Here is a 26,771-nt window from a genome sequence, read left to right as displayed (position 1 = left end):
CCATCCTACGCGTTGCCTGCTTCGCGGGTGAACCCCGCTCCCACACGGATCGAGCCTGCTTTCGAAAGTTGAGTAAGACAGTCTCTCCCCCAAAGATTGCTGTTCGGCTCACCGGCAGCAACGGGTCGGTTAGCGACCGTCCATCGCATCGAGTTCACCCTTGTCCTCCTCTAACGCGGAGGAGAACACATGAAAACCGCTGCTATCTACACCCATCGCCCATGGAACAAGGGAAAGCTAGTCGGGCAGAAAGCCCCGCTCCGACTCAGAGATATCTGGGCCATCCGGGTAAGGCTCCAGATCGCGGAGAAATCCAGGGATCTGGCGTTGTTCAACTTGGCAATCGACAGCAAGCTGCGAGCCTGCGACTTAACCAAGCTTCGTGTACGGGACGTAGCCCATGGAGAGCATTTGTCGTCACGAGCGATCGTGATGCAGCAGAAAACTCACCATCCAGTGCAATTTGAGATCACCGAGCAAACCCGTATGGCTTTGGAAGCCTGGATGCACCAGGCTCATCTCCGTAGCGAGGACTGTCTGTTTCCAAGTTGGCTACACGGTTCAGCTCATCTCTCCACCAGGCAATACGCTCGAATAGTGAAAGCCTGGGTGACAGCCATTAGCCTTGATCCAGCGCTGTACGGCACCCACACGCTGCGAAGAACAAAGGCGTCGTTGATCTATCGTAGAACCAAGAATCTGAGGGCAGTCCAACTCTTGCTTGGCCATACGAAGCTTGAAAGCATCGTCAGATATCTGGGGATTGAGGTCGACGATGCCTTGGAGATGGCAGAGCAGACGGAGGTCTGACCATCCAAAGCGACGGTCGAGGGCAGACCGTCGCTAACCGACCCAAAGCAGACGCTGAAAAAAACTGATGTCGTGAGTGCCATGCGCACTCTGTGGGAGCGGGCGTGCCCGCGAACACCGGCGCAGCCGGTGCCAGTCTCCGCGTTTGATTCTTCGCGGGCGCGCCCGCTCCCACAGAGATTGCTGTTCGGCTCACCGGCAGCAAGGGGTCGAAAACGGCCACTCGTGAACGGCCGCCTTCTTCCATGGCGAGCTTTCGCAGCCTGGTCCCAGCGCTCATTGGCTTGGCTGCGTCTCCTCCTGCTTGAAAACACGAAATCCGCGCGCCTGATAATTTCCAAGCGCGGCAGGATGGTCGAACGTGCATGTGTGTACCCACACCCGTTCTGTACCTTGCCATTCCCACGCAGATCGAACAGCGTGACTCAAGAGTGCCCCGCCGAAGCCACACCCGAGAAACTGCGGTGCCAACCCGAAGTAGCGGATTTCGCAGTTACAGCCATCGGGGCGATAAAGCTCGTAATAGCCGGCTATCGCGCCGCGGTGATAGGCAACCCAGGTACGGTGGCACTCCTGTTCAACGAGTGCCTGCCATTCGGAACTGCTCCAGCTATCAAGATCGCCCCACTCCCAGGGCGTTCCTACCAGCTTGTAGAGAAACCGATTGAATTCCGCCTGAGGCACTTCACATTCGATGATCTGAAGGTCGTGACGCTGTGGTTTTTCCTGCAGCTCGGAAGCCGAGGTCATTTCCAGGTAATAAGTAATGCAAGACCGTTCCATCGTAGACTCCCTGCGTCTTCCCGCTAGCGATCAACAAGCATGCCAGCTGCGGCTCGACTGCGGCTACACCTGATGTCTGCTTCGGCTAGAAAGCAGTCGAAAGTAATGGATAACGCTTGGCTCGCGTTGCGCGAACCACAGCTTGGCGCAATCGGAATTAGCCATGGCATCTTGTGCTAGTGCCATCCCCAAACCCGCACCGTAGCATCTCCTTGCCCAAACGTATTGCACCAAGCAAGGAGAAAACATGGTTACTGACACCGCATTGATCACTGGCGCCTCGGGTGGCATCGGACTGGAACTGGCACGCCTCCATGCGGCCAAGCGTGGCGATGTCGTCCTGGTAGCGCGCTCGCGTGACAAGCTGGAGTCCATCAAGCACGAACTTCAGACTCGATACGGCGTGAAAGTGTATGTAATCGTGGAAGACCTGGCCGATCCTGGCGCAGCAGATCGGGTATTCGCTGCCACCGAAGCATTGGGGTTGTCCATCGACGTTCTGATCAACAACGCCGGGTTCGGTGGCCACGGGAAGTTCGTCGAACGCGACATCGCTGCCGATCTAGCCATGATGCAAGTGAACATGGCCGCGCTTACCGCTCTGACCCATCATTATCTGAAGGCGATGGTGTTGCGTCGACGCGGGCGTATTCTCAACGTCTCGTCGACCGCCTCGTTCATACCAGGCCCCCTGCAGGCGGTTTACTACGCCACCAAGGCATTCGTGACATCCTTCACCCAGGCTATCGCCGAGGAAACCCGGGAATACGGTGTAACCGCCACTGCGCTGTGCCCTGGCGCGGTCGCAACAGGTTTCGTCGCCGCAGGTGATCTGCAGGGTGTGGATGCCTGGAACAATGCCAGGACGGCACAATCCGTGGCGCAATGCGGTTACCAGGCCATGGAGCGCGGTGAACTGGTTGCGTTCAATGAAGGCAAGTTGCGCGTCATGCTCGACTGGATTGTTCCGCTGTTGCCTCGCAAACTGGTGCTCAGGATGTCCCGCAAGGCAATGGAAAAGGCATCCTGAGAACGCCAGAGAAGCCCTACCCGTTCGCCTTGCTGACTTGCGTGCCAAGGCAATGCGCTGCAAAGAGATGCCTCGATAATGAAACAAGCCAAGAACTTCGCCGTGCATGCTGGGTGGAAGGTGATCATTGCTGATTTGGGAGTAGCGCCTGGGGACCTGCTGGCCTTGGCCGAGCTACCGGCTGATCTATTCAGCCGCAAGGACTCCGTGCTCTCGCCACCTGAGTATTTTCGACTTTTCGAAAGCCTTGAGCAGCTGGTCGGAGAGTCGCATCTACCACTGCGACTCGGTGGTGCCGTTTCAGTCGAAGCCTTCGATCCGGCTCTTTTTGCTTGCCTGTGCAGCCCGGACTTCAACGTAGCGCTCACCCGGCTTGCCGAGTACAAGCGTCTGTGTGGTCCCTTGGCACTGGATGTGGTCTTCCACGACGCTTATACCGAGGTTTTTATCGAGTGCTACGGATACGACCGTCCGCTCCCGCGCAGCCTCCTTGCGATGGAACTGGTTTTCCTTACCCACCTGGCGCGCCTCGCCACAAGGCAAACGATCGCCCCGCTGGAGGCAGAGCTGGTTGCGCTGCCCGAACCAGCAAAACCGTGCGAAGAGTTCCTGGGATGTAGCTTGCGACAAGGCGACTGCAATCGTATTCGCTTCTCCAAAGAAGATGCTGCGCGCCCCTTCCTTACCGAGAACGTTGCCATGTGGCAATTCTTCGAGCCGGAACTCCGGACGCGGCTTTCAAAGCTCGAAGCCGGCGCCACCACCCAAGAACGAGTACACAGCGCGCTGCTCGATATGCTGCCGAGCGGGCGGAGCAGCATCCATGATGTCTCCAGTCGTCTGGCGATGAGCAAGCGCTCACTCCAGCGTCATCTTGCAGACGAGGCGCTGAACTATCAGGAGATACTCAATGACACGCGTCAGGGCCTGGCTTGCCATTACCTGTCTCGCTCAACCCTGTCCCCAGGAGAAATTGCGTTCCTGATCGGGTTCATGGATGCCAATTCTTTCCTGCGCGCCTTCAAAGCCTGGACAGGCATGACACCGGGCGAGTACCGGAGGCAGCACAGCCACCAAACGTGAGTGCTGAATGGCAGCTTTGGCGTCAGAAGCGCTCATCGCCGATCGCCGGCAAGATCAGCTCCCTTACGAACGAAGCCTCGGACAAGCGCAACAGCGCGTCGACCATGGTGACCACATCATGCACCGGTACCTGGCGCCGTTCGCCTCGTGCTGCGGCTTGCGCCAATGGCGTGCTCAGGGAGTCGTCGGTATTCAGGTAACCCAGTTGAAGCACGGTCACCGCCAGGTTGTCATCCCTGAAGCCTTCGCGTAGCGCATCAGCCATGCCGTTGAGGGCGAACTTGGAGGCACCGAACGCCACCTCCGGGCGCCCGCTCTGGCGAAGGGCCGAGGTCGAACCGGTGAGGATCAACTGCGGCCGGGGCGCACCCAGCAACTTCGGCACCAGCCGCTTGAGCAGAAGCAGCGTGGCGGTGATGTTCACCTCGACCAGCCTGGTGATCGATTCGTCGCTGTCGTCGAGGAATGCGTAGTGCTCGCTGAAGGCGTGTTCTTCCCAGATGCCGACGTTGCAGATCAGGACATCCAGATCGGCAGGTGTCCGATCCGCGATCTGTGCGACAGCTGCCGTTGGCTTGGCAAGGTCGGCATCGATCCAGTGCAGATCGATGCCCGAGGCAAGGGCCAGGTCGACCGGCTGTTTGCGGGATACGCCGATCAGCGTGTCCCCTGGCTTGCCGAGCCCTTCGAGCAAGGCACGGCCCAACCCTCTGCTGGCGCCTACGATCATCGTCTTCATCTGTTGCTCCTTCCTGGCATCCTGCAAGTATCCATCGACCGATCAACTCCACCGGGCATTGAGTACAACGAAGTGCAGCAGGACCCAGACCATCAGCAGCAGATGGGTCAGTTGCAACCCTTCCTGACGGATCCAGTAGCCGAACCATATCCCGCCCAGCAGCATCGCAAGCAGGAACCCGAGCGTTGCGCTCAAGGCCAGGTTCAACCAGGGCAATGAAGCCTCCAGGCCGGCGCCAAGCACCAGTTCATAGCACCCGACCCAGGCCGTGAGGGCCGCGGCTGCCTGTATCAGCACGATGATCGACAGGGCCAGGCGATGGAGGGAGGGAGAAGTCATCGCTCGCCCCAGCAGTGGGAGGCTGATTGCGGGCGGTTGGGCCAGCGGCGCCATCGACATGGTTGCCCCGATCGCCCCGGCCGAACTGGCAAAGGCATGCAGGTTGTTGATCAGGCTGATACTCAGCCACAGGCTCAAGCCAATGCAGCAGGTGATCTGGAAAATCAGCAGTGAGGTCGGAGTGTCCATTCCTGGTCCTTTGTGAGTTCGTTTCCGGAAGTAGCGAGAGAGTCCGGACGACACTCTAGAACCTAAACTTAACCTGAGGTCAATACCGTCGGGATCCGAATAACCGGTCGAGGTCCTCGAGCCACTGAACATTGAACTCACAGACCTGGACCGCCATTCGGACAGTTCCGTCAGCATGACGGGTCAGTCCGTAAAGAAGTACTTGCCTTTGACTTTCCTGGGGGTGACGAAGGCGAAGTCCGGAAAGATTTTTCCTCGGACGTACCAGACAAAAGCCAGCATAACAATACTGATAACCAATGAGACAGTGGTTGTTGCCGGATTGGATGCAAACCCAGCAAGGGTGGTTGGGAATTGGGGTAGCGCAAGGAGTATGTACGCGTTGTAGGCAACGACGCGATGGTTGTAGAACCCCCAGACCCAGAGCAAGGGGATCAAGATCATTGAGATACTCACAATCCATTTGGCCGCTGGCCCGATCCCGGCGCCTAGAGTCATTCCCAGAATAAATCCAATCAAAGCCTGAACAAGCATGATTGTAATGAGAATATTGACCTTGCGATCATGCTCGTCACAGCGAACAGGATCTGCATACGAGGCGATAAAGTAGGCAAGTTGACTGTCTTTCACACCTTGCCCTGAGAGTTGTGAGAACACTTCCGACTTTGCAATGTTGGCGCCGAGTAACTCGCGAACTTTTTTCTGAACCTCTTTCTTGCTCAAGGCTGATTGTGAAACGCTTTCTGATTGAGTCAACCTGACCGGTTTCCTGGCAGGTTTCCTGGCAGGTTTCCTGACAGAGTTCCTGACAGAAGACCTCAGAATAGCGACAGCCCCAATAGAGGCTAGCGCGCCCAAGACGGTGACAAGGTAGAAGGCTCCACCTAGTGAGAGAGACCCAGGCTTGACCCTGCCCGGCTTTGCTGGATCGACAAGAACCCCGATCACTTTTCCTTCCCTGAATGTTGCAATTGATCTTTCAACCGACTCCAGGCTGCTCCTGCAGGGCCGATTTGATGTTTCGAGAGGATACGTATATTGCTGTCCGTCCAACTCGAAGGTCACATTTACCAGAGCGCAATAGGTTGTACCCTTACTGTGCACCTGCTCGGAAATGGAGGCAGTTGCGACAGTGGCGTTCAATTTCCACCAAGTCTTCGTCTCATCTACTTCCTTGTACAAATTAAGACACGCGAGTAGGCAGAGCAAGGCAAAGATAAATAAAACAACGAACAGGACCGCCTTTAGCAAAAACGTCTTCATAAGGCTCCTTGACCAACGTCAAATGGCGGCCGGTCGGAAGATGACACCTTGGCAGCAAGTCCCCCTGAGGTTAGTCCATGAATACTCGAATGCAATGCAACTTCCCGCACTTCCGCTCTTGGCCGAGCTCTGCCGCTTACCAGCGCGACTTTGATTCGATAACCTCGACAAACCCCTCTGACCTGCAAGGCGGCTCGAACGCAGCCGCAACTGCCTCGATACTCTCCCGCGGCACTTGATGATCCGCGCGGCGTAACGCATTGCGTGCCAGTGCCTGCTCCACCGAGGCACGAACCCAGACCGCCGAGACCGGCACGCCAACGCGCGCGGCCAACGCCAGAATTGGTGCACGATGCACGCGCCGCGGCAGTGCTGCATCGAAATACAGGCAGCCGTTATCATCCTCTGCCCCACGATGCTGCTCGATCCAGGTGGTTTTCCCCGCAGCTTGCATGCCCACGACCAACAGCAATCGCGCTTTCGGGCCACTGCGCGTTAGCGCAGCCTCCAGCGCCAGCAGGGTGAGCCGCCAAGCGTCGGCGTTGCGCGATTGGCTGAACACGCGCCCACCGAGCGTTTCAAGGTAATAGTCTGGATTGAACACTCGGGTATCGGCTGGAGGGGCAGACGACCAACGATAACCCGTCAGCGGCCGTGATTGCCCTGCCAGTTCAATGGACCGTACAGACGCTTCCCGGCCACCGCAGCGTCGGTAGAAGTACCGATTCGGGTTATCCGTCAGCACCCAGGCGAGCAAACCTTGCCGGCCCGGCGCTTGCAGCTGCATCGCCACGGCCAGCAGCAGCTGGCGCCCAACGCCCTGTCCTTGCCAATGCGGCAGCAGATAAAGACCATAGAGCTCGTTAGCCTCCCCGAACCCCGGGCTTCGGTTCGGCCCTCCCGAGCAGAAGCCGACGATCTCGCCCGCTACCTTGGCCACGTGGTAGCTCACTCCACTAACGGCGAACAGGGCCTGATGCCGTTGTTGCTGAGCCTCGATGGTCAACCCGGCCAGAAACGCATCCGGCAGGATGCCCTGAAACGTTGTCTGCCAGGCCTTCACCGTCACGGCCGCGATGCCTGCCAGGTCCTCAGGGGCTGCCGGAGCAATGAGCAAGTCCATGTGCGCTCTCCTTCGATTCGCCATTCGTTCGTGCCATTTGGCCTGAAGCACGCAGAGCGAAAAAGCCTCGTCAGGGTTCGAGCATCAAGCCAAAGCGGGTTATCGCAAGTGGCTCACTGTTCTCTTCAAAGACGCGCTGGCTTGCAGCTTGCGCAGTGAAACCGTGCTTGAGGTAAAAGCGTTTGGCGCGCTCGTTGCCATCAAGTACCCATGCGCAGACCTGCTGATACCCATTGTTCCTTATCGCCTGCAGGGCCTCTGCCCACAGAGCCGTACCTATGCCATGCGCCCAGAAGGTCGGGGCCAAATAGATCGCCATCAGTTCGGCAGTGCAATCCACAGCGTCCAGATCGCGGCTAGGGCCGAAGGAAACCCAGCCAACCACCTGCCCATTCAATTCGGCTACGCGAATGGAAGGATTGCCAGACTCGATTGCCTGCCTCAGGAAACCCACACGGCGTTCCACACTGCTGTCCAGGGCGCTCAGGTAACGGCTCGACAACAGCCCTTCATAGGCGCTCTGCCAACTGCGGATATGAAGGATGGCAATGGCAGCGGCATCAGCGCTGACGGGCTTGCGAACAAGGAGCTTGGGTAGCAGGCTGACGGGTTCCATGTGATCAGGCCTCAAAAGTATTCAACACAGTTACTGCACCTGCCATGCCACCAGGCATGCAACGATCAACTGCCGCTTTCAGCGGGTAGCCCTCAGGCTTGTCCTGTACAGCAGCAACGCAAACTGTCTGAACACTGTCCCCAGGCCGACAGCATTGGCGCTGAGCGCTATCTGCCCAATATAGATAGCCCGCTCCACCTTCCTCATGCCTGGTAGAGCGAAACATGTAAATGACCACCGGGCTCGATACCGGCCCGGTGATTGCTCAGCACCTTACCAATTGTGCGTATAGCTGGCAGTCAACACAGTGCCGGGTGCCGGCAAGTGGCTGGTGTTGTTGTTATTGCGCAGCAATTGGCTGTAGAGCGGGTAGTAGTCGCGGTTGAACAGGTTCTGGATGCCGACGCTCACCTTGTCGTCAGTGGTGATCTGGTACTGGCTGACCAGGTCGACTGTCGTATAGCTGCTCACCTGATGTCGACCAAAGCTGTCCACGCCATCGAGCCTGTAGTCCTTGGCGTCGAAGAACGTGGCTTGCAAGCGGTTGCTCCAATCCAGGGTCGGCTTGTATTGCACGTAGGCGGTCAGCTTCAGCGGCGGAACGCGATAGCCGGTCATGTCTTGCCAGCCTTTGCCGTCCGGCTTTTCTCGCCCGCGCATCCAGGTCGCACTCCCCCCTGCGCCCCACACCGCATCGTCCGATAGCCAATCGGCACTGGCTTCAGCGCCGTAGATGCGCTCCTTGGTGCGGGTCAGAATCAGGCCATTGTTGAAACTTTGCACATCCCCCAGCTTGGAGGTGGTGTAGAACAGCGCCAAGGTGCCGAGGGTGTTGCTGCCCAGCTCTCCTCGCCAGCCAAGCTCATAGTTGTTGGTCTTGACCGGTTCCAGGTTCGATGCGTCGATGTCAAAACCACGGCGCGCATTGCGCAACTGAATGCCCACATCGGGCAATTGGAAGCCCTGGCTGAAAGAGGCGTAGATTTCCTGGCCGAGTACCGGTGAGTAGACGATGCCCAGGTTCGACAGCACCGCATCGTAATGAATGTCGCCACCCTTCACCGCCACCGGGGAGGCAGCCGTGGATTCAGACAACGGGACGAAGTCATCGAACTCGGCGGTGGAGTATTCGTAGCGCAGGCCGCCGTCGATAGACCAATGCTCGTCGAAGCGATGCTGCAGCTGGGCGAACGCTCCGGCGCTTCGCGTCCTCAGCGGGGGCATGTAGGTGAGCTTGCCGGTCTTGTCGAATACCAGGCCGCCACTGGCGTCATAAGCCGCCGGGTCGAAGACGTCGAGCGGCATGTCGCTGCGCTCCTGGTTATAGTCGCCACCCCACACCAACTCGGTACTGCCGCTGTCGCCAAGTGGCGTGCGCAGGGTCAGGCGGCTGCCGAAGACTTCACTGTTCTGCATGATCTGATCGATGTTGCCGCCGCGGGTAGCAACGGCCCGGGCGTCGAACGGGGTAAAGCGGGTGAAGTAGTCCCGGTAGTACATCTGGGCAGAAAGCCGGCTTCCGAGAATGTCGAGATTCTCGTACTCCAGGTTCACCAGCGTGTTGCGAATGCGGTTCTGCTCGTCGAGGTCCAGGCCCTTGATGGCATTGGCCGGCACAGAGCCTGCGGGGAGTTTCGCGACGCTTGGGTCTGTAGCGTAGTCTGTGTCCTGGCGGGCGTCGTAGTGGCTGACTGCAAGCTGGATTCGCTGGTTCTCGTCGATGTGCAGCCCCAGCTTGCCGCCAATGTTGTAGATGTTCGAATCGAACAGGTCGCCTTGACTGGGCTCCGGGGCGATCCGGTCGCCATGCGCATCGTACGAGGCACCAATGTGGCGGGTACCGAAGTCGAACGAGTAGTCCACCGCGCCCTGAGAGCCTGCGAAATACTGCTGGAACTGCCCCCCCAGGCCATCGCTGCCCAGGCGGGTGAGTGGCGAGGTGGCGCTCAGGCTGGTTTCGGCACGGTTTTCGCCACCAGCAGGCCGTGTGGTGATGGAGATGATGCCCCCCGTGGCGCCGCTGCCGTAGATGGCGCTGCTGCCGCGGATGACTTCGACCCGTTCGATCAGTGCCGGGTCGATGTTGGCCAGGTTGCGCGAAGAGTCGCGGTTGGTATTGAGCGGCACCCCGTCGACCATGACCAGCATGCTGCGCCCGCGCAGGGTCTGGCCATACTCGGTGACGGTGCGGCTGGAGTCGGACATGCCCGGAATCGCCTTGGCGAGTACCGTGGCCAGGCTCTCTGAACCCTGGCGCAGCTCCTGCAGTTGTTCATGCTCCAGAACGGTGGATTGCCGCGTTGCGGAAACCAGGCTGCTGCTGGTGCGCGAGGCGGTGATTTCCATCTGCGCCATTTCCACGGGCACGCTGTGGGTTGCGGGGCTGGATGCAGGGGCACCCTGCGCGACGATGACGAACGTGCGCTCATCCTTGGCCTGTACCTGCAAGCCACTGTCCTTGAGAAGCGTTTGAAGTGCTTCCTCAGGTGTGAACCGCCCCTTCACCGCAGGCGCCTTTTGGCCTGCACCGAGATCGCTGGCAAAGATGATCTGCACCGAAGACTGCTGTGCGAGCGCGTTGATGGCCTCGCCCAGCGGCGCGGCGGGGAGATCGACGTTCACCTTTTCCCGGCCCTGGGCCGACATTGCGATGAGCAGGCTACTGGCGAGCAATGACAGGCGTAGTTGGCGACTGCGGAGGGGAAAATGCACTTCTCGAGTTCCTTTTTATGGTTGGGCTTTTCCAGTAGCCGCCATGGGGATCGAGAAACCCTACCTGCGCCTGAGAATTATTTTCTTGTCGATTTGGGTTGAATCCGGACGCTGCCATCCCCTTCTCGCAGCACGGCGACGGGCAGGATGCTTGGCAGCAGGTCCAGTAGCAGGTCGACATTGTGCGCCTCGAACACCCCCGTCACCTTGAGTGCGGCCAGGCTTGGGTCGCTCAGCTTGATGGGGGCCTTGCGATAGAGGCGCAGCAACGACACCGCTTCATCCAGCGGCGTCTGCTCGAACACGATGCGATCATCTTTCCATACCATCGCCCTGGAGGCGTCAGCCTTCGCAACCGGCATCAGTTGCCCGCCAATCGCGTCGACCTGTTGCCCTGGCCTGAGGGTGACAGGCGCTTGTGCTGCAGCCGCCGCGGTGACGTCCACGCGCCCACGGGCCAAGGACACACGCACCGCGTCGTTATCCAGGCGGCGAACATTGAACAGCGTACCGAGCACCTCGACTTTCGCCAGGCCAGCGGACACCACGAAGGGACGGTACACGGCCGAGGACACATCGAAAAGCGCCTGCCCTGCGCGCAGGTCGACTTCGCGGCTGAGCAGACGCCAACTGATATCGACATGCGTGCCACTGTCGAGCAGCAGCTTGCTTCCATCGCTCAGCAGCACAGCGCGCCGCTCACCAATGGCGGTAGCGAAACGCTCGCTCTTGTAGGCCGGGTTCAGCCACGCCAGGGCTGCAAAGGCGATCGCAAGCGCTAGCGTGATACCTGCCGACTTTACCGCTTTCGAGGGCGCAGGCCTGGACGGCGGCATGGGGAACAGCTGCTTGAGCTCTTCACGATGTCGCCCCAGAGCCTCGTCCAGTGGCGCCTGTTCGGGCTGCTTGGTCATGGATGCACCTCATCGCGCCCAAGCCGTTGCCTGCACGCCGCCAATCCCAGGCGCAGGTGCTTTTCCACTGTCTTGATGGAGATACCGAGGCGAACGGCTACTTCTGCCTGGGGGATTTCGTGAATCTTGTGCATGACAAAAACAGCCTGACAGCGAGGTGGGAGGTCTGTGATAGCGTCGACGAGCAGTTGAAACTCGCGCTCGCTGTCATACCTGGTCATCGGGGTGGCTGCCAGGCAGGCCACCTCAGGCAGCTCGGAGATAGCCTCTACCCAGGCGCCTCGGCGGCGATCGCTACGATAGCGACTCACGGCGGTGTCGTGGGAGATTTTTCGTAGCAAGGCCAGTGGGGTTCGGACGTCGTCTTTCTCACCGCGCTCAAGCAACTGCACGCACACGTCATGCACTACATCGCGCGCCATGCTTCTGTCGCCGAAGCGTCGGCGAATGTGGTCCACCAGATCGTCATAGTGACGTACCAATGTAGACAGCAGCGTCGGTTTGGCGGGATCGAACGACACGATGCATCCTGAATAAGAGGTAGGCCCCGAAACAAGACACAAGTGTAAATGAGAAATAATTGCGAATAAACAAGCTACGGCGTCGATCCACGCTAAATCGCAGGAAGGTGAGGAATGGTCAGCCCGTTGGCAATGGCACTGGCTTCAAGCTTTGCACGCTCCGCTTCCAGAAGGACATAGGCGGCTTGCAGCGTGGTGATCTTCGCTTGAATGTCGGCCATCTTGCTGGCTACCAACATCGCGCCTTGCGCGCAATCGATCGTATTACCCCGCTTGGCCGCAAGGATGTCGCCGATCTCGGCGAGCGAGAAGCCGCCGCTCTGGGCGCTTTGAATAAAGGCCAGATCAACAACGGTCTGGTCGCTGTAGCTACGGTAGTTGTTGGCTTGGCGATGGGCCACGATAAGCCCGAGTTGCTCGTAATAACGCAATGTATGGCGGCCGACGCCACTGCGGCGCTCCAACTCTCCAACATTCACAGTAAAAATTCCTTGACTGTAGAGTACGCTCTACACCTTAGCCTGCGCCAATCATCCAGACAAGGATTCAGATATGAGCGTGGAATGCTTCGTTACCGGCGGCAGTGGGTTTGTCGGCCAACACCTACTGGCCCGTCTTACTGCGACAGGGCACAAGACCTGGGTGCTCATGCGCAACCCTGAAAATATCGAACGCCTCAAAGCGCAAGTAGGCCAACTGGGAGGTAACCCTGCATATATAAATGCAGTTGAAGGTGACATCAGCAGGGATGGACTTGGACTCAGCGAAACAGACAGGCAATGCGTAGCTTCAGTCGCTGTGGTCTTCCACCTCGCGGCGCAGTTTACCTGGGGCCTGACAATGGAGCAGGCCCGCGCAGTCAATGTACAAGGTGCGCTGAGAGTCGCCAGGCTCGCGGCGAGCCAGCGTATTCGCTTGCTGATGGTGGGCGGCTATATGCTGCAGAACCTTACTCATCTTTCAAGTATCGGGGTTGATCACGAGCGCCCTGAAAACACCAATTGGCCCGCAGTCTACGGTCGTGTGGGTGGCTACGAAGGCAGCAAGCTGGAGTCCCATTTTGCAGTCATCCGCTACATGCAGGAGGCAGGCGCGGATTACACGATCGTTCATCCTGCTACGGTGTGTGGCCATAGCGAGAGCGGGCATATCCCTCAAGGGCAACCTCTGGCCGACCTCATTCGAAACCTGGCACTGGGCCGGTTCAAGGCTGTCCCTGGTTCCGCCAGGCACTGGTTGCCATTGGTCAGCGTCGACTACCTGGTAAAGATGATGACCTGCGTGGCGTTCGACCCGTCGATGGCCAACCGGCAGGTCCTGGCGCTGTATGAGCACACCCCGAACCTGCAGGGTATGCTCGAGCAATTGGCACAAACGCTGGATATAAAGGCCCCCCGCCGCCATGTACCCATAGGGTTGCTGAAGTGGCTATTGGCGATTCCCGGCCTGGCCACCCGATTGTCGATCAGCGCCGAGTCATTGAACTTCATCCAGACGCAGCGCTTCGACATGAGTGACAGCCAGCAACTGGAACGAAAGTATCAGTTGGCACATCCCGACATGGTGCGAACGTTGGAAAAGACCGTGCGCTACGTCCAGGGTTACTTGCCCTCTCGTCATGTTCACACTTCTGCAAAACCTGGCGGAAGATAACAAACGGGTTCTGACAGAGCGCGTAATTCTGTCGAACACTCCAGCAACTTCGGTGTTATATTATTGCGCATGAACCGGATGGTTACTTCCTGACCGTCTGGTTAGTTAAAGCGTGTCGACGCTCAACTTGGTCTTTAGGGAAAAAGGCGTGTGAATTGACGTGAAGCGTGACATCCACCTCGTTGTGCTACTGCTATCGGTCATCGGTTGCTCTCTCGCCTCGTTAATGCTGTGGAAGGTCATGGCTTCTCGCGAGCGCGCCCTGGAAGACGTCAATGTCCATGGCCTGAACCTGACCCAGGCACTGTCCACCTATTCGGAAGGTATCGTCCGGCAGAGCTCGATGCTGCTGCTCGGCCTGGTCGAGCGCCTGGAAACCGAGGGCGCCGGGCCTGCGCAGATCGAACGTCTGGATCAGCTGGTCAAGCGCCAGCAACCATTGATGCCGCCGATGAGCGGCATCATGATCTACGCCAGGGACGGACGCTGGCTGATGTCGTCCAACCAGCCGACACCCGTCGGTGCCAACAGCAGCGATCGAGCCTTTTTCATCCACCACCGTGACGACCCATCCCGCGACCCCTTCATCGGCCTGCCAATCCGTAGCCGCGTCAACCAGGAATGGGTGATCACCATCAGCCGGCGGTTCAACGATGACCACGGCGAGTTCGCCGGCGTTGTCGCCATGACGCTTGGCGTGGAGAACTTCCTGCAGCTTTTCGGCAAACTGGATGTCGGCCATGACGGTGCCATCGGGCTGGCCTACACCGACGGTTCCATGCTGGTGCGCTACCCATTTCGGGAACAGGACATGGGGCGCAACTTTTCGAAGTCGCCCATCTTTACCAAGTATCTCGTTGACCAGCCAGCGGGCACCGCATCGTTCACCTCCAGCCTGGACGGCGTGGAGCGCCTCTATGCGTTTCGCAAGAGCGACAAGCTACCCCTGGTGACAACGGTCGCGCTGGGCAAGCAGGAAGCACTCTCGGCCTGGCGGCTCGAGGCGCTGCTGTCGTCACTGGTGGTCGCTGCGCTGCTGGCACTGATCGGGGCCATTGGCTGGCTGCTGATTCGCGCCATGAGCCGGCGCAGTGCGGTCGAAAGCGAGCTTCGACTGACCCAGCAGCAGTTGCTGGAGAGCAATCAACAACTCGAAAGCCTGGCGATGCACGATGCGCTCACGGGGCTTGCCAACCGGCGCTGCTTTGACGAGGCGCTGACCCAGGAAATCCGCACCGCCCATCGAAACGGCACCACGCTGGCTTTGCTGATGATCGACATCGATCATTTCAAACGCTACAACGACACCTATGGGCATCCGGCTGGCGACGCCTGCCTGCAGCAGATGGCTGCCCTGCTCTCTTCCTGCATCCGCCGCCCTCGCGACCTGCTGGCACGCTACGGGGGTGAGGAACTGGCCGTGATCCTGCCCGATACCGACAACGACGGAGCGGTCGTCGTCGCCAGGCTGATGCTCGAGCGCCTGGCCTTGCAACCTATCCCTCACAAAGGCAGCCCTTTCGGGCATGTGACCGCCAGCATCGGCATCGCCTGCGCCGACGGAACGGCCCTGGACAGCCCGCCATCGCTGATTGAACGCGCCGACCGGGCGCTCTATATCGCCAAGCAGGCGGGCCGCAATCGCCTGCATGTCGACCGGGCGAAGGCATAAAGCCAATAACGAGGAATGTACAAATGCAATCTCATTTCGGCAAAGGCGTACTCTTTGCACTTTGCGCCGCTGCATTGAATGCAACGATCGGCGTACTCAGCAAAGTGTTGATGAACAGTGGATTCAGCTCCAGCAGCATCGCCCTGATAAAAACAGTCCTCGGCTGCCTGTTGCTGTCAGCATTGCTCCTGTTTCTAAAGCGGCCCCTGCATACGGCCAAGTGGTTCCATGCTGCCGTTTGCGCATTTCTCGGCATTTTTGTGTTGTTCCACTTTGAAACCTCGGCCTATAGCCACTACGCCGCGGCAGGCGTCGTGGTGATCCTGATGGCAAGCGCGTCCATATCTTCGATATTACTGGGGCGAATAGTTCTCAAGGACCCGATCACCGCCAACGCGACGGTAGGCGCCGGTTTGACCATAGCTGGCATTGCCGTGATTTTTGGCGCCGACCTGGAACAAGGCTTTACGCTGCAAGGTGCAGTGCTCGCTTCGATCGGAGGCTGCGGTTATGGCGCATTTTCGGTTGCCATGAAGCGCATGGGCGTTTCCGGGGGACTGCATTTCACCCGGCAACTATTGTTTTTTGGCAGCCTCTACCTGCTGATGCCGGCTGCAACCGATGGGTTCAACATTGGCGAGCTGTCGCTGGTGGCGGTCATGGCACTGCTGGCGCTGGCCGCGTTGCCGACCATCCTCGGCTTCTTCTGTACCACCAAGGCCATCGAATACCTGAAACCCTCGCAAGTCCAGGCGCTGGAGCTGACCGAGCCGCTGTTTGCCGCACTGCTGGCGTTCGTGGTGCTCAATGAAGTACCGCGGGACACGTTGTACCTGGGGGCCGGGCTGATTCTCTTCGGCCTGTGCTTCTCCAATGAGCTGATCCGGCTGGGCAAGAAAGCGCCACAGCCGTCCAAAGCATGAAACGCGTGCGAGCAAGCACCTCAAGGCATGCATGCTCGCACGGCCGCATTACCAGATCGCAATATCGTAGGTCAGGTAGATCCGGTTGCTGTCGCGCCCTCGGGAAAAGTCAGAGCGGTAGACGTAGTTGCGAAGCTTCACACCCAGACCTTTCACAGGCCCGGATTGCACAACATAGGCAAGCTCCACGTCACGCTCCCACTCGCTGAGCCCGGCATCAGCCGAGCGACCGTTGTCCCCGCTCAGGTAGCGCGCCATGAAGGTCAGCCCGGGGACACCGGCCGCAGCAAAGTTGTAGGCATAGCTGGCCATCCAGGTTTTCTCTTCCTCCTCGATGAACTTGCCGATGCCAACGTTACTGAACGAGTAGACCGTCGCGCCGCTGATGTATGGCAGCCCTGCCTCGCCGTCGAGCACCTGGTAACCGGCACCGACAGTGTGCCCGGAGTGGGTATAGGACAGCTGCCCACTGAACATGTCATTGTCTATCTGACCACCATGAGCGGCCCCGCTGTCGCGGCTCTTGAAATAGCGCAAGTCGGTGGTCAATACACCGCCGGCCAACGGCAGGTCGTGGACCAGACCTAGGTAGTCCTGGCGATAGAAGTGTTCGAGCTGGCCGTGGAAATAGCTCAAGCGCAGCTGCTTGCTGGCGGCATATTCGGCCCCGGCAAAGCTGAAATCGCCAGACTCGCTGCCACTGTAACCATCCAGGAACAGGCCGGTGCTGTCGGAGGAGTCCCGCTGCTTGAAACGGTCCAGGTGGCCGGCGGTCAGGGTCAGGCCATCGACATCAGTACTGGTCAGCTGCGTACCCTGGTAGGTCTGCGGCAGCAATCGCGCATCGTTGTACACCAGCACCGGTGTCTTGGGCAGCAAGGTGCCATGCTTGACGATGGTCTGCCCCAGTCGCGCCTTGGCCGTCACACCGGCACTGGCGAACTCGTCCGCGGCACGGCCATCGTCATGCACCGGCAGCAAGCCGGTACCGCTGCGCCCGCGGCCCGAATCGAGCCGTACGCCTACAAGCCCCAGGGCATCGAGCCCCAGCCCCAGCAGGCCTTGGGTGAACCCTGATTGGTAGTCGAGCAGAAAACCCTGTGCCCATTCCACACGCTCGCTCTTTGCAGTTGCAGCAGCGCGGGCGCTCATGCCTTGTTCGTCGCGGAAGTTTTCGTTGAAGTAAACGTTGCGCAGCTGCAGCTTGAGCTTGCCGTCGTCGATGAATCCGGCAGCGCCGGCCACAGGCAGCCAGCCGCAGAGCAGGCCACAGGTGGCCCCACGGAAAACAGTTCGGGACATTTTCGATACTCTGTTGTTGTTCTTGGATGAGGTGGGCGCCAGCAGCGCCCGAGGCAGATCAGACGAAGAAGGACAAGGCACCCGTGACCAAGGCCAGTGCGGTGATGACCAGTGATGTCAGCACCGCCCATTTCACGGTGGCCTTCTGGAAGTCGCCGATGTCGCGATCGACCATGCCCACCAGCAGCAAGGTCGAGGCCACCAGCGGGCTCATCAGGTGCACCGGCTGCCCCAGCACCGAGGCGCGGGCGATTTCAACCGGGTCGATGCCGTAGGCGGCCGCAGCGTTGGCAAGGATCGGCACCACGCCAAAGTAGTAAGCGTCGTTGGACAGTACGAAGGTCAGCGGCATGCTGGTCAGCGCCACCACCAGCGGGAACCAGTGGCTCCAAGCCTCGGGAATCCAGTCGACCAGGGTCTGCGCCAGTGCATCGACCATCTTGGTGCCCGAGAAGATCCCCGCGAAGATGCCTGCGGCGAATACCAGCAGTACCACTGTCATGGCGTTGCCGGAGTGGGCGAGGATGCGCTCTTTCTGCAGATCCAGTTGCGGGTAGTTGATCATCAGCGCTGCGACGAAACCGATCATGAACAACAGAGCAGAGTGCATGACGCCCATCACCAGCGCCGTCATGACGGCAATCACCAGCACCAGGTTCACATACGCCAGGCGTGGGCGCTTGTGCGGGTTGTCGCCGAGGATTTCGTTGATGTAGCAGTTGCCGCCACCCGACTCCAGGGCAATGTTGCCGATGCGTCGGCGCTCGGCACGGCCCAGCAGGAAGGCGGTGAACACCACCCAGGCCGCACCGCCGATCACGGTCGGCAGCATCGGTATGAAGTACTCGGTCGCATCCAGCCCGAGCGCGGCAATGGCCCGGGTGGCCGGCCCACCCCAAGGGCTCATGCCACTCATGATGCTCAACGACAGCATGGATACCGTGGCCAGGATCATCGGGTTCATGCCGATGCGCTTGTACAGCGGCAGCATGGCCGCGCAGGTAATCATGTAGGTGGTGGTGCCGTCACCGTCGAGCGCCACCAGCAGCGACAGCAGCGCGGTACCGATGGCGATCTTGACCGGGTCGCCATTGACGCGCTTGAGGATCTTGCGGATCAGCGGGTCGAACAGGCCGGCATCGATCATCAGGCCGAAGAACAGGATGGCGAACAGCAACAGCGCTGCCGAGGGCGCCACCATTTTCAAGCCATCGAGCATCATCTTGCCCAGTTCGGGGGCGAAGCCACCGATCACAGCGAAGACAATGGGTACCACGGTGAGCGCAACGATTGGCGACAGGCGTTTGCTCATGATCAGGTAGGTGAAGGTCACCACCATGATCAGGCCCAGGAGTGCGAGCATGGTCTTTTCTCTTGTTTTTATTCTATTGCGGCCATCGGCAAGGCAGACGGCCCCCTACCCCACTCGGCATCGCCAGGATGCTGAGTGGAATTTTAAGTCAACAATGGGAGATGGAAGAGGCTTTCAGCTGTGATGCCGAGGCTCGGCAGACCAGTCGGCCTGCGCAATATCCGCCTCGTCCGGTGCAGCCGGAATGCCGTTCAGGCGGCGCAGCAAGGTTTCCCGTTCACAGGCATTCTCCGACAGCGAGATGACCACGGTGGCCACGGCGTTGCTGGCCAGGCTGGTCAGGGCACGCGCCTCGGACATGAAGCGATCGATGCCGATCAGCAAGGCAAGCCCTGCCAACGGAATGTCGTGAATCACGGTCAAGGTCGAAGCCAGTGCAACGAAGCCACTGCCGGTCACACCCGCTGCGCCTTTTGACGACAACAGCATGATCGCCAGCATCGTCACCGTCTGGCCCAGGCTCAGGTCGATGTTGCAGGCTTGAGCGATGAAGACTGCCGCCAACGACAGGTAGATGGCTGTACCGTCGAGGTTGAAGGAGTAACCGGTTGGCAATACCAACCCGACCACGCCTTTCTTGCAGCCCAATTTCTCCAGTTTCTCCAGCATGCGTGGCAGCACGGGCTCGGTGGACGAGGTGCCGAGCACCACCAGAAACTCCTCGCGGAAATAGCGCAGCAGCTTCCACAGGCTGAAACCATGGGCACGGCAGATACCACCGAGCACCACCAGCACGAAGAACGCACAGGCGATGTAGAGCGTACCGACCAGCTTGGCCAGTGCCCCCAGGGACGTCACGCCGTACTGCCCGACGGTAAAGGCCAGCGCACCGAAGGCACCGACCGGGGCGAAGCGCATCAGGTAGCCAAAGATGCGAAACACCATGGTCGAGGCAGATTCCAGCACATCGAGTACCGGCTTGCCCTTCTCGCCCATGGACGACAGGGCAAAACCGCTGAGCACCGCGATGAACAGCACCGGCAACACTTCGCCCTTGTTGAACGCCCCGATGAAGGTGTCGGGAATGATGTGCATGAAGAAGTCGACCACGCTGAGCTTTGCCGCAGACGCGGCGTACTGGCCGAGCCCCGCGGTGCTTAGCGTGGCAGGGTCGATGTTCATGCCGACACCTGGGCGGAACAGGTAAACCGCTGCCAGGCCGATCATCAGGCTGATGACGGTCAATACCAGGAACAGCAGCAAGGTCTTGCTCATCAAACGCCCGAGGGAGCGCTTGTCGGTCATCCCGGCGATACCGGTGACGATGGTGCAGAAGACCACCGGCGCGATCATCATCTTGATCAGCTTGATGAACGCATCACCCAGGGGCTTGAGCGCAACGGCCTGTTGCGCCCAGAAGTGACCGACCACCACGCCCAGCAGGACGGCGCAGAGGATCTGGAAGTACAGCGATTTGGCGAGTCTCATGAGGCATCACCCATTGTTGAAATTGTGCGGATGCGCTTGTTGCGAATGTACAGGTCTGGACTACCGCCTGGGCCTACCCCGCCAACCTGCGGAATGTAGGCGCGTAAACGAAGCCTGAGAACAGCCGCCGGGCGGTTCGCACCACAGAGGCCTGAATCGTCTTGCCATCGGCGCCGCTGCGTGACAGCGCGACATCGATACCGCCGCTTGGGTGTTCCAGGCGTACCTCGGCCAGTTGCTCGGCGCCCTCGCCCAGCAGTTCGCCGATCACCGTACCTGGGCTGACGCAGGCAGTCGCCAGCCCTATCGCTCCGGTGATGGCCAAGGCGCGGTGGCAGTTGTGCGGCATGAAGTAGCGGACCTGCAACGTGCCGTCATAACGGGGCTTGGACACCAGAACAGGCTTGGGGATGACCATACCGCTGACATCACCCAGGCCCATGGCCTTGCCGGCTTTCAGCCGCAACGCCTCGAGGCGCTCGAGCAGTTCGCCGTTGGCGTCGAGTTCGGCCGGGGATTCCGAGCCGGTGACGCCCAGCTGGCTGGCCTCCACCACCATCATCGGCATGGCCATGTCGATGCAGGTGACCGCAACGCCGTCGATCACATCCTTGGCCTTGCCAGTCGGGAACAGCTTGCCGGTCTTGCTGCCGACCGCATCGAGGAAGGTCAGGTGCACCGGAGCGGCAGTGCCCGGTACGCCATCGATCGCCGTGCGGCCTTCATAGCGCACGATGCCGCCGGGGGTTTCCACCAGCGAATTGACGAAAGTGCCGGTGTTGAGGTTGCGAATACGCACCAGCGTCTTGCCGTCCTGACCTTCGACAAGACCTTGCTCGATGGCGAACGGGCCAACGGCGCACAGCATGTTGCCGCAGTTGGGCGCGGTATCGACCCGGCGCTGGGCGACCATGACCTGCACGAACAGGTAGTCGACGTCGGCGTCGGCATGCAGCGAGGGGCTGACAATCGCTACCTTGCTGGTCTGCGGGCTACCGCCACCGATGCCGTCGATTTCCAGTTCATGCCCGGAACCCATCAGGTTGATCAGCAATTCGTCGCGTTCGACCACATTGGCAGGAAGGTCCCATGCGTGGAAAAAGGGGCCCTTGGAGGTGCCACCGCGCATGAGTACGCAAGGAATTCGTTGCATGATTTCGCACTCTTGTTGATCAATGGACATCATTGATGCTGTGGACAAAAGATTGACAGGGATGGATAAATCAATCCAATGCAAATATCGTAGCTATTATTGCGATCCAAGCATCAATTCAGAACTGACTGCCAAGAGCGATCCGAGATGGAATATGAGCTGCAAGACATACGATCTTTCGTGAAAATCGCCGAACTCGGCAGCTTCCACGAAGCCGCAGAAGCGTTGCACCTGTCGCAGCCCGCCTTGAGCCGGCGGATCAAGAAGCTCGAGGAAGGCTTGGGCACTTCGTTGCTGGAACGCACTACTCGTCGCGTCAGCCTGACCAGCGTCGGGCGGGACTTCCTGCCCAAGGCAAGGCGCCTGCTGGATGACTTCGAAGACTCGATCCTGAGCATTCGCGAACTCGCAGAACGACAGACCGGTCAGGTAACCCTCGCCTGTATTCCGACTGCAGCGTTCTATTTCCTGCCGTCGGTGATCCGTGACTACAACGAGCAATACCCCAAGATCCGCATTCGTCTGCTGGACCTCAGTGCCAACGACGGGCTCGAAGCCGTACTGCGCGGTGAAGCCGATTTCGGCATCAACATGATGAGCGGCCAGCACCCGGACATCGAGTTCGTCTCCCTGGTACAGGAACATTTCGTCCTGGCCTGCCGCAGGGACCACAAGCTGGCGAACCGTGAAGCCGTCACCTGGACAGAACTGGCCGACTACCGCCTGATTGGCGTAGGCCGGCTTAGCGGTAACCGGATGCTGCTGGACCATGCCCTGTCCGGTCTCAACCTGCGGCCCAAGTGGTTCTACGAGGTTCAGCACCTGTCCACCTCGCTGGGCATGGTCGAGGCCGGGCTGGGCGTGTCGGCCATGCCCAGCCTGGCCATGCCCAGCGCCGACCACCCGACGCTGGTCAGCGTGCCGCTGATCGAACCCCAGGTAACCCGTACCCTTGGTTTGGTCTACCGCAGAGGGGCGTCGCTGTCGCCGGCAGCGGAGAAGTTCGTGTCGATCCTGCTGGACAAGTGGCCCAACCGCTGAACGAAATGCCTTGCTTCCGGCTCGGCACGGCGCGGGGGAAATACGGGCTGAGTTCATGGTTCACTCCCCGCCCAGGCCCAGCTTGTTGGGGCGGCGCTTCTCGATTGCAAACTTGAGCAGTGCCGCGCTGCGGAACAGGCCATGGGCAAACTTGCCATAGGGCAGCGTGATGAACAGCGCCATCACCGTCCCCAGGTGAAGCGCCAGCACGATCGCCATCGCTGCGGTATCACGCAGCCCCAGCAGGGCAAGGCCTGTGGCGCTGACCAACAGCAGAAGCAGGATGAAGGCCCGGTCCATGGGGCGCTGGGCCACATCGCCCTGCTCCGGCGCCCTGCGCAGGTTCAGCGCCAGCAACCCGGCCGGCCCGACAATCAAGCCAATTCCGCCCAGGGTTCCGAGCAACACCGGTGCGCTCAGCAGCGGGTACGGCGCCTGCTGGCCCAGCAGATAGTGATACCCGGTGGCGACCACCGTGGCGGCAAAGCACAGCATGAAGCCGTAGAAGGTGAAGTGATGGAAGCGACGGCGCCAGAGCGTGTAGCGATCATCGGCGTTGTTGCAACCTTGGCCGTGCCCGCCGTCCAGGTATTTCAGGGTCAAGGCCGCGCTTGATGCCTCAAGCACAGCCCCTTTTGCCGGTTGCGCCAGCGCCTCGGCAGGCGAGACCGAACGCCAGAAGCGACGTACCGCCACCGCCAGAGCCAAGCCTGCAGCGACAAAGACGCTACCGAACATCAGCGCCAGGGTGTTGTGCGGGAAGACCGCATAGAAATTGCCCGCCAGCCGACCAGGTAGCAGCGTGCCATTGACCCACAACGCCAGCAGCAGGAACAGCGACAAGGCCACTGCCAAGGCACTGGCAACATAGGCGCCGTTGTGCCGATACAGCCGGCCGAACAGGGCCGGCCATGCGTACTCGGCGTAGGTCTGCCCGCGCACCTTGGCCATCGCCTGCGGCACGTTGACGGCGAATTCGTGGGGCTGAGCGTACTGGCAGGCATGCAGGCAAGCGCCGCAGTTGTGGCACAGGTTGGCCAGGTAATGGATGTCGGCCTTGCCGAACTCCAGCCTGCGGGTCATTGCCGGGAAAACTGCGCAAAAGCTCTCGCAGTAGCGACAGGCGTTGCATATCCGCATTTGCCGGTCCACTTCCCGCTCCTCGACGTTCAACACCGGGATCAGTTCGAGGGCCGCCCCGGCCGCATCAGGCTGGCGTGGTTCAGGCAGTTGCGCAGTCATGGCGATTCTCTTTTTCTGGATGTTCGTAACCCGCCGCTGCAGCGGCGCTGGTCCCGGCGATACGGCCGAAAGCGGTGCCGATGGACATGCCGACACCTGCGGTGTAGCCCTTGCCCAGTACATTGCCCGCCATCATTTCACCGGCAACGAACAGGTTCGGGCTGGGACGCCCGTCGAAATGGACGGCGGCGGTTTCATCGGTGCGCAGCCCCAGGTAGGTGAAAGTCACGCCAGGGCGCAGCGGGTAGCCGTAGTAGGGAGGTGTATCGATCGGGCGCGCCCAGTGGCTTTTCACCGGTTCCAGGCCAACGGTGTGGCAGTCGTCCAGCCGGGTGTGGTCGAAAGTGCCCACCTGGCAGGCTCGGTTGTAGGCATGCACGGTTTCGAGGAAGGCCTGCACAGGCAAACCGAGCAGGCCGGCCAACACCTCAAGGCTATCGGCGGTGGCGCCCGGGAAAACCGGTGGCATGAAGCGCCCGAGGGCTTTCCGGTCGATGATCGAAAACCCCTCCTGCCCTGGCTGATGCGCCACCAGGCGCCCCCAGATGGCATAGCGCTTGGGCCAGAAATCCTCGCCTTCATCGTAGAAGCGCTGGCCATCGCGGTTGACCACCACGCCCAGCGACACACAATCGATGCGCGTGCAGATGCCGCCGTCGTATAGCGGTGCGCGGGCATCGATCGCCACCATATGTGCCTGGGTCGGGTCGCCAATCGTGTCGGCGCCCTGTTCGATCATGCGGCGCAACAGCACACCATCATTGAAACGCGTACCACGGATAAGGAAGTTGTCCGAAGGCCACTCCCCTCGCTCGTTCTGCCCCCACGCCTCGCGCAACCATTGGCGGTTGGACTCGAAACCACCGGCGGCAAGCACACAGGTACGCGCCTCGATGCGCTCGGCGGGCAGGTGTCGCCCCTGAACCTCGCGTGCCGGCACATGGGCCGCAACGAAGCGTCCGTCCCGCAGTTCAATGTCGGCTACCGGTGTGTCGTAGCGTATCTGTACGCCAAGGTTTTCGGCGCTGCGGAAGTAGGCATTGACCAGCGCCTTGCCGCCGCCCATGAAGAAGGCATTGGTCCGTGCGGTGTGCAGCGCACCAGACAATGAGGGCTGGAAATGCACGCCATGCCGGCGCATCCACCCACGGCAGCTGGAGGATGCGCGAATCACCAGGCGCGCAAGCTTTTCGTTGGTCTGGCCACCGGTGACCTTCAGCAGGTCCTGCCAGAACTCCTCTTCCGGGTACGCCTCGAGCAGTACGTCCTGGGGGCCATCATGCATGCACCGCAGGTTACGCGTGTGTTGTGAGTTGCCACCACGCCAGGCGCGGGGTGCGGCCTCGAGCAGCAGCACGCTGGCTCCGGCCTCTCGCGCCATCAGCGCGGCACAGAGGGCGGCATTGCCCCCTCCGATGACTAGCACATCGATCATTTCGCCTCCAGATCACGAAGAGCCGAATGTTCGGCTGCTCCTCGTGACAAGGGACTTTAATGAGAGCCTGGAGGGCGCGAAACGCGATCGTCGAGGGGAGGCATTCAGTTTTTCTAAAGGGGCTGGATGAGCGTACCCAGAATCCGGGTCAAAGCAGCCGGGCCCCAGGCCATCGGCCCTGTTCCACCAGATCCCGGGCGACCTCCTGCAGTACGATTCGTGTTGCCAACGCTGCCGGCGAGAGCTCGTCATCGGTCAGGCTGACAATTACGTTGCGACGCTGCGCCTGTGCTTCATCGATGGCAAACACGCGCAGGCCCGCCTGATGCGCCCGGGCCACCGTCGCGCCGGGCTGGATGGTGGCGGCATGGCCCGCACACACGCAATCCATCAACAGCGACAAACCATCGACTTCCATGACGATGCTGGCCTCCAGCCCTGCCCGCTCGAAAATCGAGCGCAACGTCGTTCGCAGACCGTGTTGAGTGCTTGGCATAACCAACGGCAGCGTCGCGATCTGTTGCAACGTGAGCGACTCGCCCCAGCCATCCTTGACCAGTGGCGCGGGAACCAGCACGAACAGCCGCTCCGTCAGAAGCGCCCGTACCTCCAGCCGCGGCCCCGTCTCTGCCTGGAACAGCACCGCCAGGTCGAGGTGCCGGGCATTGAGTTGGTTCATCAGATAACCAGACAGCATTTCCACCAGGTGCAGCCGGATGTCGGGATAGCGTTCGCGCATCCTGTCGATCAACGCCAAGCCAAGGATCGATGCAGTGGTCGGGGCCAGCCCCACGCTGGCATAGCCGCTCATGCGACCACTTTGTGCCGCCAGGACAGCATGCTCCGCCTGACGAAGCGCCAGGCGCGCATGGTATTCGAAGGCCAGCCCAGCCGCCGTCGGCGCGACGCCGGTGCTCGAACGTGTCAAAAGCCGGGTACTCACCTCGCTCTCCAGCTTCGACAACTGCTGGCTCAGTGCCGAGGCGCCAACCCCTAGCTCGACCGCAGCCCTGCCAAGGCTGCCGTACTCCAGAACACTCAGGAAATAGCGAAGCTGACGTAACTCCATGCGAATCTCTTTCAACGATGGGGGCGGGCCTGGAGCATGTTAAACGTATTTGCACAGCCTTGATCGACAGAACGCTACCGTGCCTCATCAAGTTGACAGGGACCCTGTGGGAACGGCCTTGTGTCGCGAAAGGGCCGCAAAGCGGCCCCAGGTTTGATGCGCAACAGTTGAAATTGCTGGGGCTGCTTTGCAGCCCTTTCGCGACACAAGGCCGCTCCCACAGGGATCGCGCCAGCTTTGGGAATTGAGCAAGGCCGTTGCTTTCACAAGGTGCGCAGAACAGATCCGGCGGCCTTGCAATACATTCGAAAATCCGTATATTCGAAAAAACATATACGTTGAATACCCCGCCATAGGCA

Annotated in this window: 24 protein-coding genes; 7 read left to right on the top strand and 17 right to left on the bottom strand. The window is 60.2% G+C overall.

The window, feature by feature from the left end; translation table 11 throughout:
• Positions 1 to 189: 189 nt before the first annotated feature.
• Entirely contained in the window at positions 190 to 810 is a 621-nt protein-coding gene (locus CAG46_RS16140; RefSeq protein ID WP_085616213.1) for a tyrosine-type recombinase/integrase, read from the top strand.
• A gap of 276 nt (positions 811 to 1,086) precedes the next feature.
• On the opposite strand, the gene CAG46_RS16135 is transcribed toward CAG46_RS16140, so the two are convergent.
• Positions 1,087 to 1,593 (bottom strand): GNAT family N-acetyltransferase, encoded by a 507-nt coding sequence (locus tag CAG46_RS16135; protein ID WP_025339481.1) that lies wholly within the window; start codon positions 1,591 to 1,593, stop codon positions 1,087 to 1,089.
• A gap of 247 nt (positions 1,594 to 1,840) precedes the next feature.
• On the opposite strand from CAG46_RS16135, the gene CAG46_RS16130 reads away from it, so the two are divergent.
• Together CAG46_RS16130 and CAG46_RS16125 are read left to right on the top strand one after the other, a co-directional pair.
• Positions 1,841 to 2,623 carry an SDR family oxidoreductase gene (locus tag CAG46_RS16130; RefSeq protein ID WP_075045483.1) on the top strand — a complete coding sequence of 261 codons (783 nt, stop codon included), beginning with the start codon at positions 1,841 to 1,843 and terminating at the stop codon, positions 2,621 to 2,623.
• Positions 2,624 to 2,701: 78 nt separating this feature from the next.
• A complete protein-coding gene (locus CAG46_RS16125; RefSeq protein ID WP_085616211.1) occupies positions 2,702 to 3,706 on the top strand; it encodes an AraC family transcriptional regulator in 1,005 nt (334 codons plus the stop codon).
• Positions 3,707 to 3,728: 22 nt separating this feature from the next.
• Here CAG46_RS16125 and CAG46_RS16120 read toward each other — a convergent pair whose 3' ends face one another.
• The 9 genes from CAG46_RS16120 to CAG46_RS16080 all read right to left on the bottom strand — a co-directional run bounded on the left by CAG46_RS16120 (position 3,729) and on the right by CAG46_RS16080 (position 12,601).
• Complete coding sequence (locus CAG46_RS16120) at positions 3,729 to 4,445, bottom strand: SDR family oxidoreductase (protein WP_085616209.1); 717 nt, start codon at positions 4,443 to 4,445, stop codon at positions 3,729 to 3,731.
• Between the two features lie 42 nt (positions 4,446 to 4,487).
• Positions 4,488 to 4,973 carry a DUF2165 domain-containing protein gene (locus tag CAG46_RS16115; protein ID WP_085616207.1) on the bottom strand — a complete coding sequence of 162 codons (486 nt, stop codon included), beginning with the start codon at positions 4,971 to 4,973 and terminating at the stop codon, positions 4,488 to 4,490.
• 183 nt (positions 4,974 to 5,156) lie between these two features.
• A complete protein-coding gene (locus tag CAG46_RS16110; protein WP_085616205.1) occupies positions 5,157 to 6,236 on the bottom strand; it encodes a DUF3592 domain-containing protein in 1,080 nt (359 codons plus the stop codon).
• Positions 6,237 to 6,372: 136 nt separating this feature from the next.
• Positions 6,373 to 7,359, bottom strand: coding sequence for a GNAT family N-acetyltransferase (locus tag CAG46_RS28770; protein ID WP_218191806.1), 987 nt, complete (start codon positions 7,357 to 7,359; stop codon positions 6,373 to 6,375).
• 70 nt (positions 7,360 to 7,429) lie between these two features.
• A complete protein-coding gene (locus tag CAG46_RS16100) occupies positions 7,430 to 7,975 on the bottom strand; it encodes a GNAT family N-acetyltransferase (protein WP_085616201.1) in 546 nt (181 codons plus the stop codon).
• 273 nt (positions 7,976 to 8,248) lie between these two features.
• The gene (locus tag CAG46_RS16095; protein ID WP_085616199.1) at positions 8,249 to 10,687 is read right to left on the bottom strand and encodes a TonB-dependent receptor; all 2,439 of its coding nucleotides are present in this window, start codon (positions 10,685 to 10,687) and stop codon (positions 8,249 to 8,251) included.
• A 77-nt stretch (positions 10,688 to 10,764) separates the two neighbouring features.
• Positions 10,765 to 11,601, bottom strand: coding sequence for a FecR family protein (locus CAG46_RS16090; RefSeq protein WP_085616197.1), 837 nt, complete (start codon positions 11,599 to 11,601; stop codon positions 10,765 to 10,767).
• Positions 11,598 to 12,122: an RNA polymerase sigma factor gene (locus CAG46_RS16085; RefSeq protein ID WP_085616195.1), complete on the bottom strand. Its 525-nt coding sequence runs from the start codon at positions 12,120 to 12,122 to the stop codon at positions 11,598 to 11,600. The genes CAG46_RS16090 and CAG46_RS16085 overlap by 4 nt, the downstream gene beginning before the upstream one ends.
• A 92-nt stretch (positions 12,123 to 12,214) precedes the next feature.
• Positions 12,215 to 12,601 (bottom strand): MerR family transcriptional regulator, encoded by a 387-nt coding sequence (locus CAG46_RS16080; RefSeq protein WP_085616193.1) that lies wholly within the window; start codon positions 12,599 to 12,601, stop codon positions 12,215 to 12,217.
• Between the two features lie 73 nt (positions 12,602 to 12,674).
• Here CAG46_RS16080 and CAG46_RS16075 point away from each other — a divergent pair, with 73 nt between their 5' ends.
• From CAG46_RS16075 to CAG46_RS16065, 3 genes are all read left to right on the top strand, one after another.
• A complete protein-coding gene (locus CAG46_RS16075) occupies positions 12,675 to 13,775 on the top strand; it encodes an SDR family oxidoreductase (protein ID WP_085616191.1) in 1,101 nt (366 codons plus the stop codon).
• A gap of 160 nt (positions 13,776 to 13,935) precedes the next feature.
• Complete coding sequence (locus tag CAG46_RS16070; protein WP_178080708.1) at positions 13,936 to 15,447, top strand: sensor domain-containing diguanylate cyclase; 1,512 nt, start codon at positions 13,936 to 13,938, stop codon at positions 15,445 to 15,447.
• Between the two features lie 23 nt (positions 15,448 to 15,470).
• On the top strand, positions 15,471 to 16,370 hold the full coding sequence (locus tag CAG46_RS16065) for a DMT family transporter (RefSeq protein ID WP_085616187.1): 900 nt from the start codon (positions 15,471 to 15,473) through the stop codon (positions 16,368 to 16,370).
• A gap of 48 nt (positions 16,371 to 16,418) precedes the next feature.
• Here the strand turns inward: CAG46_RS16065 and CAG46_RS16060 are convergent, their stop codons facing one another.
• The 4 genes from CAG46_RS16060 to CAG46_RS16045 all read right to left on the bottom strand — a co-directional run bounded on the left by CAG46_RS16060 (position 16,419) and on the right by CAG46_RS16045 (position 21,625).
• On the bottom strand, positions 16,419 to 17,672 hold the full coding sequence (locus CAG46_RS16060; protein ID WP_085616185.1) for an OprD family porin: 1,254 nt from the start codon (positions 17,670 to 17,672) through the stop codon (positions 16,419 to 16,421).
• A gap of 58 nt (positions 17,673 to 17,730) precedes the next feature.
• The gene (locus CAG46_RS16055) at positions 17,731 to 19,035 is read right to left on the bottom strand and encodes a CitMHS family transporter (protein ID WP_085616183.1); all 1,305 of its coding nucleotides are present in this window, start codon (positions 19,033 to 19,035) and stop codon (positions 17,731 to 17,733) included.
• Positions 19,036 to 19,158: 123 nt separating this feature from the next.
• On the bottom strand, positions 19,159 to 20,472 hold the full coding sequence (gene dctA, locus CAG46_RS16050; protein WP_025339496.1) for a C4-dicarboxylate transporter DctA: 1,314 nt from the start codon (positions 20,470 to 20,472) through the stop codon (positions 19,159 to 19,161).
• Positions 20,473 to 20,545: 73 nt separating this feature from the next.
• A complete protein-coding gene (locus CAG46_RS16045; RefSeq protein ID WP_085616181.1) occupies positions 20,546 to 21,625 on the bottom strand; it encodes a 4-oxalomesaconate tautomerase in 1,080 nt (359 codons plus the stop codon).
• Between the two features lie 147 nt (positions 21,626 to 21,772).
• Between CAG46_RS16045 and CAG46_RS16040 the strand changes: the two genes are divergently transcribed.
• Entirely contained in the window at positions 21,773 to 22,666 is an 894-nt protein-coding gene (locus tag CAG46_RS16040) for a LysR family transcriptional regulator (RefSeq protein WP_013972231.1), read from the top strand.
• A 60-nt stretch (positions 22,667 to 22,726) separates the two neighbouring features.
• On the opposite strand, the gene tcuB is transcribed toward CAG46_RS16040, so the two are convergent.
• The 3 genes from tcuB to CAG46_RS16025 form a co-directional block, all read right to left on the bottom strand.
• The gene (tcuB, locus tag CAG46_RS16035; protein WP_085616179.1) at positions 22,727 to 23,908 is read right to left on the bottom strand and encodes a tricarballylate utilization 4Fe-4S protein TcuB; all 1,182 of its coding nucleotides are present in this window, start codon (positions 23,906 to 23,908) and stop codon (positions 22,727 to 22,729) included.
• Positions 23,889 to 25,343 (bottom strand): FAD-dependent tricarballylate dehydrogenase TcuA, encoded by a 1,455-nt coding sequence (gene tcuA / locus CAG46_RS16030; protein WP_085616177.1) that lies wholly within the window; start codon positions 25,341 to 25,343, stop codon positions 23,889 to 23,891. The genes tcuB and tcuA overlap by 20 nt, the downstream gene beginning before the upstream one ends.
• 148 nt (positions 25,344 to 25,491) lie before the next feature.
• Positions 25,492 to 26,412, bottom strand: a complete 921-nt coding sequence (locus CAG46_RS16025; RefSeq protein WP_025339500.1) for a LysR family transcriptional regulator — start codon at positions 26,410 to 26,412, stop codon at positions 25,492 to 25,494.
• Positions 26,413 to 26,771: the final 359 nt, after the last annotated feature.

Source organism: Pseudomonas sp. B23(2017) (assembly GCF_002113725.1).
GTDB lineage: Bacteria > Pseudomonadota > Gammaproteobacteria > Pseudomonadales > Pseudomonadaceae > Aquipseudomonas > Aquipseudomonas putida_Z.
This window is presented reverse-complemented; position numbering and strand designations above follow the sequence as displayed.

Excerpts from the sequence above, each read along its gene's own strand:
- CAG46_RS16130 (WP_075045483.1), top strand. The coding sequence starts at position 1,841 with ATGGTTACTGACACCGCATTGATCACTGGCGCCTCGGGTGGCATCGGA.
- CAG46_RS16090 (WP_085616197.1), bottom strand. The coding sequence starts at position 11,601 with ATGACCAAGCAGCCCGAACAGGCGCCACTGGACGAGGCTCTGGGGCGA.
- CAG46_RS16025 (WP_025339500.1), bottom strand. The coding sequence starts at position 26,412 with ATGGAGTTACGTCAGCTTCGCTATTTCCTGAGTGTTCTGGAGTACGGC.
- CAG46_RS16060 (WP_085616185.1), bottom strand. The coding sequence starts at position 17,672 with ATGTCCCGAACTGTTTTCCGTGGGGCCACCTGTGGCCTGCTCTGCGGC.
- CAG46_RS16100 (WP_085616201.1), bottom strand. The coding sequence starts at position 7,975 with ATGGAACCCGTCAGCCTGCTACCCAAGCTCCTTGTTCGCAAGCCCGTC.
- tcuA (WP_085616177.1), bottom strand. The coding sequence starts at position 25,343 with ATGATCGATGTGCTAGTCATCGGAGGGGGCAATGCCGCCCTCTGTGCC.
- tcuB (WP_085616179.1), bottom strand. The coding sequence starts at position 23,908 with ATGACTGCGCAACTGCCTGAACCACGCCAGCCTGATGCGGCCGGGGCG.
- dctA (WP_025339496.1), bottom strand. The coding sequence starts at position 20,472 with ATGAGACTCGCCAAATCGCTGTACTTCCAGATCCTCTGCGCCGTCCTG.
- CAG46_RS16040 (WP_013972231.1), top strand. The coding sequence starts at position 21,773 with ATGGAATATGAGCTGCAAGACATACGATCTTTCGTGAAAATCGCCGAA.
- CAG46_RS16115 (WP_085616207.1), bottom strand. The coding sequence starts at position 4,973 with ATGGACACTCCGACCTCACTGCTGATTTTCCAGATCACCTGCTGCATT.
- CAG46_RS16120 (WP_085616209.1), bottom strand. The coding sequence starts at position 4,445 with ATGAAGACGATGATCGTAGGCGCCAGCAGAGGGTTGGGCCGTGCCTTG.
- CAG46_RS16065 (WP_085616187.1), top strand. The coding sequence starts at position 15,471 with ATGCAATCTCATTTCGGCAAAGGCGTACTCTTTGCACTTTGCGCCGCT.
- CAG46_RS16075 (WP_085616191.1), top strand. The coding sequence starts at position 12,675 with ATGAGCGTGGAATGCTTCGTTACCGGCGGCAGTGGGTTTGTCGGCCAA.
- CAG46_RS28770 (WP_218191806.1), bottom strand. The coding sequence starts at position 7,359 with ATGGACTTGCTCATTGCTCCGGCAGCCCCTGAGGACCTGGCAGGCATC.
- CAG46_RS16045 (WP_085616181.1), bottom strand. The coding sequence starts at position 21,625 with ATGCAACGAATTCCTTGCGTACTCATGCGCGGTGGCACCTCCAAGGGC.
- CAG46_RS16140 (WP_085616213.1), top strand. The coding sequence starts at position 190 with ATGAAAACCGCTGCTATCTACACCCATCGCCCATGGAACAAGGGAAAG.
- CAG46_RS16135 (WP_025339481.1), bottom strand. The coding sequence starts at position 1,593 with ATGGAACGGTCTTGCATTACTTATTACCTGGAAATGACCTCGGCTTCC.
- CAG46_RS16125 (WP_085616211.1), top strand. The coding sequence starts at position 2,702 with ATGAAACAAGCCAAGAACTTCGCCGTGCATGCTGGGTGGAAGGTGATC.
- CAG46_RS16110 (WP_085616205.1), bottom strand. The coding sequence starts at position 6,236 with ATGAAGACGTTTTTGCTAAAGGCGGTCCTGTTCGTTGTTTTATTTATC.
- CAG46_RS16055 (WP_085616183.1), bottom strand. The coding sequence starts at position 19,035 with ATGCTCGCACTCCTGGGCCTGATCATGGTGGTGACCTTCACCTACCTG.